Origin of the sequence: Oceaniglobus ichthyenteri (assembly GCF_003057885.1) — a bacterium.
In the GTDB taxonomy this organism is placed as follows: domain Bacteria; phylum Pseudomonadota; class Alphaproteobacteria; order Rhodobacterales; family Rhodobacteraceae; genus Oceaniglobus; species Oceaniglobus ichthyenteri.
In genome coordinates this window covers 1-12,252 of record NZ_QAGK01000002.1, presented here as the reverse complement: position 1 = coordinate 12,252, position 12,252 = coordinate 1, and the positions used below count along the sequence as shown (strand labels likewise).

General features: G+C 58.0%; 12 protein-coding genes and 3 pseudogenes. 12 read left to right on the top strand and 3 right to left on the bottom strand.

Annotated features, from left to right (window positions below):
- Window positions 1-137: 137 nt before the first annotated feature.
- Genes pgeF through lgt form a run of 3 tightly spaced genes read right to left on the bottom strand, consistent with a single transcriptional unit; the run spans window position 138 to window position 2,835 of the window.
- Window positions 138-896: a peptidoglycan editing factor PgeF gene (pgeF, locus tag C8265_RS03090; RefSeq protein ID WP_108482542.1), complete on the bottom strand. Its 759-nt coding sequence runs from the start codon at window positions 894-896 to the stop codon at window positions 138-140.
- Entirely contained in the window at window positions 893-1,954 is a 1,062-nt protein-coding gene (locus C8265_RS03085) for a class I SAM-dependent methyltransferase (protein WP_108482541.1), read from the bottom strand. The genes pgeF and C8265_RS03085 overlap by 4 nt, the downstream gene beginning before the upstream one ends.
- Window positions 1,951-2,835, bottom strand: a complete 885-nt coding sequence (gene lgt / locus C8265_RS03080; protein ID WP_108482540.1) for a prolipoprotein diacylglyceryl transferase — start codon at window positions 2,833-2,835, stop codon at window positions 1,951-1,953. Before lgt ends, C8265_RS03085 begins: the two co-directional genes overlap by 4 nt.
- Window positions 2,836-2,928: 93 nt before the next feature.
- Between lgt and C8265_RS03075 the strand changes: the two genes are divergently transcribed.
- The 12 genes and pseudogenes from C8265_RS03075 to istA all read left to right on the top strand — a co-directional run.
- Window positions 2,929-3,174, top strand: a complete 246-nt coding sequence (locus tag C8265_RS03075) for an accessory factor UbiK family protein (RefSeq protein WP_108482539.1) — start codon at window positions 2,929-2,931, stop codon at window positions 3,172-3,174.
- A 63-nt stretch (window positions 3,175-3,237) separates the two neighbouring features.
- The gene (locus C8265_RS03070) at window positions 3,238-3,648 is read left to right on the top strand and encodes a DUF2383 domain-containing protein (RefSeq protein ID WP_108482538.1); all 411 of its coding nucleotides are present in this window, start codon (window positions 3,238-3,240) and stop codon (window positions 3,646-3,648) included.
- 277 nt (window positions 3,649-3,925) lie between these two features.
- The gene (locus tag C8265_RS03065) at window positions 3,926-4,429 is read left to right on the top strand and encodes a type III secretion system chaperone family protein (RefSeq protein ID WP_108482537.1); all 504 of its coding nucleotides are present in this window, start codon (window positions 3,926-3,928) and stop codon (window positions 4,427-4,429) included.
- A gap of 922 nt (window positions 4,430-5,351) precedes the next feature.
- Window positions 5,352-5,681, top strand: a complete 330-nt coding sequence (locus C8265_RS19945) for a phage integrase central domain-containing protein (RefSeq protein ID WP_338065762.1) — start codon at window positions 5,352-5,354, stop codon at window positions 5,679-5,681.
- A gap of 367 nt (window positions 5,682-6,048) precedes the next feature.
- A complete protein-coding gene (locus C8265_RS19940; protein ID WP_338065761.1) occupies window positions 6,049-6,369 on the top strand; it encodes a hypothetical protein in 321 nt (106 codons plus the stop codon).
- Window positions 6,370-6,442: 73 nt separating this feature from the next.
- Window positions 6,443-6,631 (top strand): hypothetical protein, encoded by a 189-nt coding sequence (locus C8265_RS03055; protein WP_108482536.1) that lies wholly within the window; start codon window positions 6,443-6,445, stop codon window positions 6,629-6,631.
- 560 nt (window positions 6,632-7,191) lie between these two features.
- Window positions 7,192-7,452, top strand: a pseudogene (locus C8265_RS03045) (recombinase family protein); the annotation flags it as partial.
- A gap of 298 nt (window positions 7,453-7,750) precedes the next feature.
- Window positions 7,751-7,978 (top strand): hypothetical protein, encoded by a 228-nt coding sequence (locus tag C8265_RS03040; protein WP_206050253.1) that lies wholly within the window; start codon window positions 7,751-7,753, stop codon window positions 7,976-7,978.
- A complete protein-coding gene (locus tag C8265_RS03035) occupies window positions 7,975-9,378 on the top strand; it encodes a class I SAM-dependent methyltransferase (protein ID WP_108482534.1) in 1,404 nt (467 codons plus the stop codon). The genes C8265_RS03040 and C8265_RS03035 overlap by 4 nt, the downstream gene beginning before the upstream one ends.
- Window positions 9,375-10,832 (top strand): hypothetical protein, encoded by a 1,458-nt coding sequence (locus tag C8265_RS03030; RefSeq protein WP_108482533.1) that lies wholly within the window; start codon window positions 9,375-9,377, stop codon window positions 10,830-10,832. The genes C8265_RS03035 and C8265_RS03030 overlap by 4 nt, the downstream gene beginning before the upstream one ends.
- A gap of 69 nt (window positions 10,833-10,901) precedes the next feature.
- Window positions 10,902-11,216: pseudogene (locus C8265_RS03025) on the top strand (transposase); the annotation flags it as partial.
- 386 nt (window positions 11,217-11,602) lie between these two features.
- Window positions 11,603-12,252: pseudogene (gene istA, locus C8265_RS03020) on the top strand (IS21 family transposase); the annotation flags it as partial.

Here is a 12,252-nt window from a genome sequence, read left to right as displayed (position 1 = left end):
TTTATGGTGGGCAAATCAGGCCGCTCCGGGGCGGGATATGGTTAAGGTCGGGTTCATTTCAGGGCAATTAGGGTTAACATCTGGGCAACCTTGTCTGATTGTTGCCACATTTGGTCCTTTAAGACACAATTAACCCTTTATAGACGGATCACCGAGATCAGCCTGCCATAATCGGCCTCGCGCTGGTGCACGCTGCGGCGATAGGAATAAAACCGATCGGGATCGGCATAGGTGCATTGGCGGGTCCACTCGGCCTCGGCGATTCCCGCACGGCGCAGACAAAACAGCCCAAACCCCGGCAAATCAAAGTGCATCCTGTCATTTTGACCATTGGCAAAGAATCGGGCGTGATCGGGGTCTTCATCGAAAAAGGTTTCGAAAAACTCGGGGCCGACTTCGTAATTGCGTTGGCTGATGGTGGGGCCGATCACGGCGGTGATCCGGTCACGGCTTGCGCCAATGTTGACCATGGCATCCACCGTCGCCTCCAGCACGCCGTCCAATGCGCCCTTCCATCCCGCATGGGCCGCGCCGATCACGCCTGCCTTGGCATCGGCAAACAGAACCGGCTGGCAATCGGCGGTCAGTATCCCCAAGGCCAGGCCGGGCGTGGCGGTGACCATGGCGTCGGCACGGGGCAAGGTGCCGTTTATCGGCGCGGTCACATGCACAACATCGGCGGAATGCACCTGATTGAGCGCGATCAGATGTTCGGTTTGCACATCCATCGCTTCGGCGACGCGGGCGCGGTTGATCCGCACCACATCAACCTGATCGGTCGATCCCCTGCCGCAGTTCAGCCCCAAAAACACACCGGATGAGGCCCCGCCGCGCCGGGTGAAAAACCCGTGATGCACAGGGGCAAGGGCATCGGCGGTGATTTTTTCTATGGTCATGGCTCTGTTCCCACAGGGGCTGGACCGGTGTCAGAGTAAAGCGCCAGCACCTTGAACAATTGTCCCATTTCTGACGGATGCGTCAACCGGCGATGCGCGGCAATCAGTGATTCGATCATTGCCTCTGATTTGCCCCGCGCCAGTGCGCCGTGGCGCGCACCGCTTCCCAATGCGTTCAAAAACGCGCCTTGGGTGGTCAGAGGTGCGGTTTTGCAGACCAGGCCTTTGGCCAGCGCGCCAAAATCCACATGGGCGGTCAGATCACAAGTGCCGGGGTCGGTCAGGGGGCACAGCTTTTGATGGGCGCGCACCGCCTGAAACGTATCACCCAAGGATTTATCGCTGCCGTAATCGATGATTAACGCCACGCCGCCAAAGTCGGCGATCCGGCGGCCCAGCTCACCCGCCAGTGCCGTGGCCGATGCGCTGGTTTCAACCATGTCGCCATCGGTGGTATCGGCCAGACGCGCCGACAGGGCAGGGGGCGCAACCGGGTCGGTCAGCCCAAAGACCAACGTGCCGTCGCGTGCGCCAATCACCCGTTCGCGCCAGGCGCCCCCATCGCGCAGGAACTGCCGGATCGGCAGAGCATCGAAAAATTCATTCGCCACCAGAAACAGCGGCAAATCGGGCAGATCGGTCACATGCTCATGCCAATGCGGGGCGTAGCCGCCAAGCAGCCGCGCCTGTTCGGTGCGCAAAACCGGTGATGCCTCGATCAGATGCACCTGCATCGCCGCGTGAAACCCCGGCACCGATTTTGTGGCGCGCAGCATGTCGGCCATCAACGTGCCGCGTCCCGGCCCCAGTTCGCCCAAAATGAACGGCGATGGTGCGCCCCGGTCTTGCCAGGCCTGCGCCAGACACAGGCCAATCAATTCGCCGAAAACCTGGCTTATTTCGGGCGCAGTGATGAAATCACCCGACACACCCAACGGATCGCGGGTAGTGTAATAGCCGTGCTCGGGGTGGAGCAGGCAAAGGGTCATGTATTCGGCCACGCTGAGCGGACCTTGCGCCGCGATCTGGCGCAACAACAGATCGTTCAGCGCGTTCATCGGCTGTGCCGTGCGCGGATGATCAGGCCCAGCCCGATCAGGATCATCGGCAGAGACAGGATTTGCCCCATGCTCAGCCCCCAATCACCGATTTGCCAGACATAGCCCCAAGGGTTTGTCGGGGTTATAAACTGTGCATCGGCCTGTCGAAACAGCTCAACAAAGCTGCGCGCCAATCCATAACCGGCCAGAAACACGCCCATCACGGCACCCGGTGTTTTCAACCACCGCGCGCCAAACACCAGCGCAATCAGGATTGCACCCAACACCAGCCCCTCAAGCCCCGCCTCGTATAATTGCGACGGGTGGCGCGCGCACAACCCGTCAATGCCGGGGCAATCCTGTGCGCGCGGGCCGGGAAAAATCACTCCCCAGGGTGCGTCGGTGGGGCGGCCCCACAGTTCGGCGTTGATGAAATTGGCAATCCGCCCCAACATCAACCCAATCGGTGTGCCAAGCGCCATCAGATCGCCAATCACCAACAGCGACACGCCTTTGCGCCAGGCAAACAGCGCGCCCCCCAGGGCCACGCCCAACATGCCCCCATGAAACGACATGCCGCCCTGCCAGATCATCGGAATTTCCAGCGGATTGGACAGGTAATAAGAGGGCTGATAAAACAGCACAAACCCCAGTCGCCCGCCGATGATGATGCCCAAAATCACATTGGTGATCAGATCCTCGATATCGCCGGGCTGCAGCGGGGCCACGTTCCCCCGCCACAAATGCGGCCGTTTCACCGCCATCACGGCCAAACGCCACCCCGCCACAATGCCCACAATATAGGCCAGCGCGTACCACCGCAGCGCAAGGGTAAAACCACCAATATCGATGGCAAACAGATCGGGGCTGATATCGGGAAAGGGAATGGCATACATCATATGGCCAGAAACACCCCCAACCCGAGGTGAAGTCAACCTTGAGAATTGCGCGCTCTGCCCTCATATAAGGTCAAACGCATACCGGAGGGCGAAATGCAGACCCGTAACAAGATATTTGACGACGTTTCCCAATTGATGACAAACGCCATGGGCGTGGCCCAAGGTGCCAAAACCGAGGCGGAAACCGCCATGAAATCAATGATGGACCGCTGGTTGGCCGATCGCGATTTTGTGACCCGCGAAGAATTCGACGCCGTGCGCGCCATGGCGCAAAAGGCCCGCGAAGAAAATGACGTGCTCAAGGCGCGTCTGGATGCGATGGAGAATAAGAGCGCCTGATCCGGGAACTGGCGGGGGGACTGTGGTTTGATATCACAGCCCCTCGTTTGAAAGGATCACACCATGGCTGACTCTACGCTTGTCGATCTGCATACCCGAACCTGCGATATTCACGCCGGCTTTGTTAAGATGGTTGAAAAAGCCGACCCCGAATTTTACCCCGTGGCGCAACGGTTTCATGATCTTCACCACCAACAGATGAACCGATTGGAAGAAATGGTGCGCCTTCAGGGGGATACCCCCCAAGGCGGTTCCCTGATGTCATCGCTGCAAGAGGCCGTTATAACTCTGCGCAGTTGGTTCGATGACATCGACGACGATGTCATGGATCAGGTGCGCTGGGGGGAAAAACAGGTGCTGGCCGATTTCGATGCGGCCATACGAGACCCGAGAAATAGCGCACTACAGGCCGAACTGGGCATCATGAAGGGAGAGTTGACCACTCTTCTTACGGAAACGTCACATCTGGATTGATCGCTGATTTGCAAATTACCTATGGAGCGCCGTCCTTTGGGCGGCGTTTTTCATGTTGGTGGCGCGTGACGTCAAAATACTAGGCGGTTCACCGCCATTCTTCATCACTTATCCACGACGATCGCACTTTATCCCCAACAAAGGGGTTTACAGGTGATTCCATTCCTCACACCCTGTCTGTTAGGGTCGGCACACAGGCACCGCCGCCCTTAGGCAAAATAAAAAGCTGTAATGGGAAAACCCAAAAACGCAGCAATAACAATCGTACGAGGCACATATGTCGCTGGCAGAGCAATACTTCGATTCCGAAGATCTTCATCCTATTGATATCGTTGAATCCCTGGCCGAACATCACGCTTGGGAATTTGACCGTGTCGCCGACGACCAGATCGCCATGGCGGTTGAGGGGCAGTGGCGCACCTATTCGATCACCCTGGCCTGGTCGGGCTATGATCAGACCCTGCGCCTGATCTGTACCTTTGAGATGGAGCCACCCGAAAACCGGCTGCCACAAATCTATGAGGTTCTGAATGCCACAAACGATCATTGTTGGGCGGGGGCGTTTACCTTTTGGCAAGCGCAACGGCTTATGGTCTATCGCTATGGCCTGGTGTTGGCTGGCGGGCATTTGGCGGGGCCAGAACAGATTGACACGATGATCCGCATGGCCGTTTCATCTGCCGAACGGTTTTATCCGGCATTCCAACTGGTCGCCTGGGGCGATCGCGCGCCCGAGGATGCCATGAAAATGGCCATGACCGAAGCCTATGGTCGCGCGTGAACAGGGAATGCGTTTCCGGTTTGCGTTGTTAGCCGTCGGTCCTGAACCTGACGCGATCGGCGATGCATCGGTGCCTGCAGCGGAAGCCATCTACCGCCTACCGGATGTCGACAGGACAAGCCCGGACGTCAAAAGTTCAAATGCTTGCCGATTGGGGTCGTCCACATCAATAGCATAGAGATGCAGACGGCCGGTAATCCCCCCTGCACGTAAGGTGCGGCAAAAGCACAATTTTCTCAGGAAGGTGCCTGAGGAAATTTAGATTTAAGACAAGCAGATACACTAACCCCAGATCCTTGCAATCCTGCGCCAAGCCGAAGGCGGGATGCAACGCGCGACGCTCGCCCTTCGAATGGGACGGTCGCGGATGCGGGGCGGTTAAATGAAAAGATGATGCGCGAAACACGCGCTTTATGAGACCCGAACCGGGTCGAATCGCCCGGTGTGGCCGGACTCAGAAGTACTCTCTGCAAGCGAATTTAAGCGTTTGCTATAATATACTTTGGGTAACACGTAGGGGGTATTATTTCGTGTTATACCTCTAAAAATCAGTCACTTACAGTTGTAAGGGGCGGAGACGAAGTCCGCCACGCTCATTTCCCGCGACTTTCGTAAACTTCCCTAAATGTCTCGCAATACTAGGCGTTAAACACCTTCCATTGTGCGTCATGTTCCGGCATAATTCTAGCCGATCCGCGCTATTGTGGAGGATGTATTGGGGGATTTGATGCCGCGTGAGAATATTCGAACACCAGAAAAGGCGCTTTCGGCACTTTTCGTGGAGACGGTGGCACAGCCGGGCAAATACTTCGACGGACAAGGGCTCTTTCTAAGGGTCGCCAAGAACAGCGCGCGGCAGTGGGTTTAGCGCATCGTCATTCGCGGCAAGCGCTGCGAGCTCGGTTTTGGCAGTCCGCCTGCCGTGCCGCTGGCGACGACGCGCAGGCTGGCGCTTGAAAACCGAGGCAAGGCGTTGCTGGGCGGCGATCCACTGGCCGAGAAACGCAAGGCGCGCGAGGGCATGCGTTTCGCCTATGCAGTGGACACCCACCTGACGGCCAAGCTGTCAGAGTTTCGGAACGAGAAGCACCGCAAGCAGTGGCGTTCGACGCTGGGCATTTATGCCGCCCCGATACTTGGGCCAAAGCTGGTTTCGGACATCACTGTGCAGGACGTGCTGGAGCCGATCTGGAAGACCAAAACCGAAACCGCTTGCCGTCTGCGGGGCCGGATCGAGAACGTGCTGTCCTAGGCGACTGTGGCTGGGCACCGCGCGGGAGATAACCCGGCACGGTGGCGAGGCAACCTGTCCGAAATGCTGCCAAAGCCCGCAAAGGTGGCGAAGTCGGACAACCGACCGGCACTTGCTCTTGCGGATGTTTCGCGCTGGTGGGACGACCTCGCGCAACGCGAAGGGATGGCCGCGCAGGCGCTGCGGTTTCTGACCCTGACCGCGGCCCGCTCCGGCGAGGTGCGGGGCATGATGTGGAGCGAAATCGACCTTGGAGACGCTTCGACGCTTGCGTCGTCTGCGACACGGGCAGTTTGGACGATCCCGGCTTCGCGCATGAAGAACGGCAGACCGCACCGCGTTCCGCTCCCCCCCCCAAGCAGCGATCTTGCTGGAAAGCCTGCCGCGCCTTGATGGCTCTCCTTTCGTGTTTTTCGCGCCGCGCGGCGGGATGCTGTCGGACATGTCCATTTCGGCCGTCATGCGGCGCATGCAGCCGGCACAGGAGAAGGCGGGCGACCAAGGCTACCCAGACCCTGCCAGCAAGCGTCCAGCTGTGCCGCACGGGCTGCGCTCGACCTTCAGGCAATGGGCAGCGGAACGGGCTATCCCCGTGACATGGCCGAAATCGCTCTGGGACATTTCATTGGCTCCGAAGTGGAGCGGGCCTATCAACGATCCGACATGCTCGACCGGCGGCGCGCCATGATGGCCGATTGGGGTGGCTTCCTGCGTGGCGAGGGTATGCAGATCGGAAATGTCGTGAATTTCGGGGCGACTGGATGAAGCTGCCCAAAGCCACCCGCGACGCTCTCAAGAAGTACCTGACCGGCGAGGCCCACCATCCGGCCTTGACCCCGACCACAAGGCGCATGCTTGAGGTGTTCCTTTTCGCCGATGAGAATCACGATGAACTTGAGGCACTGAGGATCGCAGGAGAGCGCGCAAACTTTGAACCCCTCGCTGACTGATCGAAATTACAGGCGAGCTGCGGACACCTGATGGGAGGACCTTCGTCGCTGCCGGCCTCCGAGAGAAGAAAAGAAAACCTGGAAACAAACTAACAGGAGAAAGTACACTTCGAAGGATCAGGCTCGTACTTCGCGTCTTTGACTTGATGGACGAAAGGGGAATGACGCAAAGTCAAGCGCTGGAGAATTGCCTCGCAGATGATGGCTCTCTCGCCCGAGACGGCGGGTCGTTCGAGTCGATCAGGAGCGATTTTCAGCGCGGCAGGTCGGAGTTTTGCAAGGTACTTGAAAAACTCGGGCTTCCGATAGGGCCTCGACTTCGCAGGAAAGACATCAATGGATAGAAACGATGAGATGGGCCATATTGGCAGCTCTGGTGAGCGCTGCGGGCTGTGGTGGCCCTACTGAACCCCTGCGCAACGAGTGCGGAATGGAGCTGAGGCTCGGTCTCACGGTTAGGGATCAGGCGTACAATGATGCGGTAAATCGCGCTTGCTTTGAGCAACGCGCAAGGCAAAGCGGTCAGACCGTGACGGAGTGTCGTCAAACTCCTGGTGGCTTGGGTCTGCCTGCGCGACCGCTACGACGACGGCGGATTCTCCGGCGGCACGCTGGAACGCCCCGCGCTGAAAGATCTGATCGCCGACATTGAGGACGGGCTGATCGACATCGTCGTGGTCTACAAGATCGACCGCCTGTCCCGCGCGCTGATGGATTTCTCAAAGCTGGTCGAGATATTCGACAGGCACGGCGTCACCTTCGTGTCTGTCACGCAGTCCTTCAACACCACCACGTCCATGGGCCGGCTGACGCTGAATATCCGGGCATTGGAGAGCGCGCGGAGTTGCACAATGTAAATTCAGAAAGGCGGATGTGGCATCACGTCGAGGGGACATTTCGGATGATCAAATTGTTCCTCCGACATGGCAGCAACGGTGATTGAAGACATCTTTCAGATATTTCGCGCGCTCCCAGATTGGCGGGAAGCGCGGTTTAGTAATTTCATGAATATAGACGATTTAAAATTCATCGGCAGGGCCACTTTGTTTCCATTATTGCGCCCAATATTTGCCTCTGACACCGATAATCTTGAGGCAGACAGAAACAAGGGAAATCATCATGAAATATGTTGGACACCTGATTGCCGTCGGAATGCCGTTCATTGCGTGGTCCGCTCCGGCGCATGCCTACATCGATCCGGGTACCGGTACGCTTATCGTCCAAGGCTTGGTCGGTAGTTTCGTAGCTGTCGCCACCATCGGGGGGTTATATCTGCAACGTGTGCGCGCCGCTATTGGCCGTGTGTTTGGTCGACCCGCAGGCGCTGAAGGCGATGAATTAGAATGACCTTTGCTGCGCCCATCCCTGGTTCATTTCGGGATCCCGCAGGTGCCGTCCATGATTGGGACGGCAAGATATATCGCACGGTCAGCAGGTGCGGCGCCAAAGCTTATGAAACCGTCCGCGAAACCGGATTTCTCGATCAAATGATTGAGCAGGGCCGCGTCGTGGGATTGCGTGAAGTGACATCGCCCGCTATCCTCAGCGCGTTCCCCGATGCAATTCATGTACTCGAACATCCACGCCTGAAATATATCTCACATCCCTATGAGTGGTGTTTCCAGCAGCTTCAGGACGCGGCATTGCACCACCTTCAGCTGATGCTGGACGCGCTTGCCGCGGGGCTGACGCTCTCCGATGCAACGGCCTATAATATACAGTTCGTCGGATCGAGGCCGATCTTTATCGACCACCTGTCGTTCCGCCCCTACGTGGAGGGTGAACTTTGGCTGGGGCATAATCAGTTCTGCGAACAGTTCCTCAATCCGCTGCTCCTGAGCGCCGTATGTGGTATCTCGTTTAACGAATGGTATCGCGGTCGCCTTGAGGGCATTCCGACCTCAGCTCTGGCAAGACTGCTCCCCACGCGGGCGCGCCTGTCCTTTAGGATGAATGCCCATGTCTTCCTTCCCGCGATGCTGGGTAAGGGCAACCAGAGCGAAGCCGTCGCCCGTGGAGGCCAGAAACGGAAGGGATCGCTCAGCCGAATGGGGTACGAAGGACTTTTGCGGCAACTGCGCAATTGGATCGCATCGTTAACCCCCAAGGACGCCGGCGCGACCGTCTGGAGCGACTATGCTGACGGCAACACCTATGCCGAAACCGAACGCAAGACCAAGCGCCATGTGGTCTGGGACTTCGCATCGTGGACGCGGCCTTCTGTTCTGATCGATCTTGGATGCAACAGCGGCGATTTTAGCGCCACAGCCATCGACGCGGGGGCGAAGCGGGTGATTGGGTATGATTTCGACCACGGTGCACTGGCCGCTGCATGGAAACGCGCGCGTGCCGGTGACCTTCCGTTCCTTCCGCTGTTCCTCGACGCCGCCAATCCCAGCCCAACGCAGGGTTGGGCGCAACAGGAACGGCAGGGGTTTGAGGCCCGTGCCAAAGGCGATGCGGTGATCGCGCTTGCCTTCATTCATCATCTGGTGATCGGCAAGAACATCGCTCTGCATCAGGCGATTTCCTGGATTGTGGGTCGGGCCCAGACCGGTCTGATCGAATTCGTGCCGAAAAGCGACCCGACGGTTCAAGCGATGCTCGCCCATCGCGAAGATATCTTCGACACTTATACGGTCGACGCATTCCGCGCCCACCTAAGCGGGATCGCAACCATCGAAAACGAAACCGCAATCAGCAGCAGTGGACGCATCATCTTCGAATACCGGGCGCACGCAAAATGATATCGCGCGCTTTTACTTTGATCGGTCCGGTTGCGCTGATCGCGATCGTTCCCTTCTCGGTCTGGTCCGTTTACAATGGAACCTATCCCACATGGCAAGCCTATCGCGCGGCGTTCCTACTGGGGTTGGCGGCTCTACTGGCTATCGGTGTCTTCGCATGTATTCTGAAGTCGCTACCGAAGGCGTCACTCGTCGTTACATTGATTGTCTGCGCAGTTTTGACGCTTTACGTCGACATTGCGGTCATCCTGATGCTGATCGGCATTTTCGCGGTGGTCGGTCTGGTTGATCGTGCGCAAGCTTATCGCAACATCGGGCTGGCGGCTTCGATCATGGGTCTGTTCCTGCTGAGTGGCGCGGCATGGCCCGTGGTGAACGCGACATTGGAAAGGCGAACCGTCGTCGCATCGGACGACTCGCTTGGCGAGGTCGTTCTTGATCGAAAGCCCTCAATAATCCACGTCGTCCTCGACGGATACGGTGCGCCCGACGTTCTGTCGGACATCTATGGCCACAACAGCGAACGGTTCTTCACCCAACTCGAAACACGCGGTTTCACAGTGCTGCGAAACGTACCCGCCCCCTATAGTCAGACTTTGCCCTCTATGGCGTCGATTATGTCAGGCGGCAGCGTCGACGTGGGTGCGCGCGGATCGGCGAACGTGCTGCGTCGCGACCTTGGATACACCATTTCGAACGGCCCCGTGGCGACCGTTCTGCGAAACGCGGGATACACGATGACGCGCAACAGGTCCGGGTACGGCTTTCTCGACACTGGTGCCTTGGCCCATGTCGGACCCAACCGCATCGGCCTGACGGAACTGGAAGCAATGCTTGTTCCGGGGGGCGCGACCACCTTTGCCAGTGTGCACAACGAGATTCTCCAGAATAGTATGAAACCGGGGCTACTGGACGATCTTGCGACGCCGTACTTCCACTATCAGCACCTTCTGGCCCCCCATCCGCCGTTCAGCCTGAATGCCGACGGTAGTGAGCGGCCGGTCACGACCATCAGCTATATGGACGGGAATCTTGCTGTGGCGATGCTGCCGAAAGGGCGCGCGGATTACATCGCCGGTTATCGTCAGAAGGCGCTTTATATCGAAAATGCCCTTCTGCAACAGATTGATGCCTATCCGCCTGGACCTAAGATTGTACTGATCCACGGCGACCATGGCCCGGGCGCGTTCCTCGATCACGAAAGTGCAGAGAGGACATGCATGAAAGAAAGATTGCGCACCTTCATGGCGTTTTATTCCAATGTACCCGGCGTGACGTTCGACGAACTCGCGGATGGGCGTCTATCCACTGTCAACGCCTATCGCGAGATATTCGGTAGGCTGAGTTCGGCTGCCATGCACCGATCGTCGGTCCAGTCGAACTACTTGACCTGGTCCAGGCCGATGGACGCCTTGGCGATCGCCCCCGCCAAGATGCAGAAAGAGTGCAGTTGACACATTTAGGGTCAGGATCCATTGATCTGCCATTTTCCGTGTGATCAGCCTCCGCAAAGAGACTGTTCTATGAGCAACCTTTTCTGGCTGAGCGAAGCGCAGATGTCGCGACTGCAGCCCTTCTTCCGCAAGAGCCATGGTAAGCCGCGCGTCGATGACCGACGAGTGTTGAGTGGCATTATCTTCATCCATCGCAATGGGTTGAGGTGGCGCGATGCACCTAAGGAGTATGGCCCTGCAAATACCCTCTACAACCGTTGGAAGCGGTGGAGCGACAAGGGCGTTTTTGCTCGGCTGATGATTGGTCTGCCCGAAGGCGTCTTCACTCGGTCGATCTTGATCACGTCCTCCGTCACGTTGGCGGCTTCTAGAGCCGTCAGTTCTTCGATCCGGCACCCGGTGTAGATTGCCAGCTTGAACGTAGCCAACATCATCTCACAACGTCCAGCTTCGATAGCTTGGTGCAATTTCCTAATATCCGATGCGGTGAAAGGGAGGCGTACCTTTTCCGCCGCTGCTTTGCGTTTCTCGGCGGGTAGCGTGACATTTGTGAAGGGGATGGGGCAGTTCTCGGACGCGTAGCCACGATCAACCAGCCAATCCCAATAAACCCGAAGGATACTGAGGTTGTCCTTGATCGTTCTGTTTTTGAGGCTGTGAACCGGCATGCAAGATTGAGCCCTGTATTGGGGTAATCGGCGTCCAAAAGTGACCCCCCTGATATTTCTGTTCAGAAGCTTCCTCGACGGATTTGAGGGAGCGAGTTGGGGATGTTGGTTGTGGAGACGATTGCGAAGATCAGGCGGGCGCATTTCATCCAGGGGAAGTCGATCAAACAGATCTGCCGGGAACTGCGGGTGTCGAGGAACACGGTGCGCAAGGTGGTCCGGTCGGGCGCGACCGAGTTCAGCTATGACCGATCCATCCAGCCCCGGCCCAAGATCGATCCCTGGCGTTCCGACCTGGATGAGATGCTGGCCGAGAATGACCGGCAACCCAAGCGCCAGCGGCTGACACTGGTTCGGATTTACGAAGAACCGCGCAACCGGGGTTATGACGGCAGCTATGATGCGGTGCGGCGCTATGCGGCGCGTTGGTCGAAGGCGACCCGGGAAGCTTCCGCCGCGGCCTATGTTCCTCTGAGCTTCGATCCCGGTAAGCCTACCAATTCGACTGGAGCCATGAAGTTGTTCTGATCGATGGCGTCACCACGACCGTCAAGGTCGCCCATGTTCGCCTGTGTCACAGCCGAATGCCGTATGTCCGGCCTATCCTCGCGAAACGCAGGAGATGGTGTACGTCGCCCACGACAAGGCGTTTGCCTTCTTCGGTGGGGCCTGTGCGCGGGGCATCTACGACAGCGGGAATTGTCCGCCATTGGTCCGAGGACAATGGACGCGAAGACCGCCGTTGACGCGAT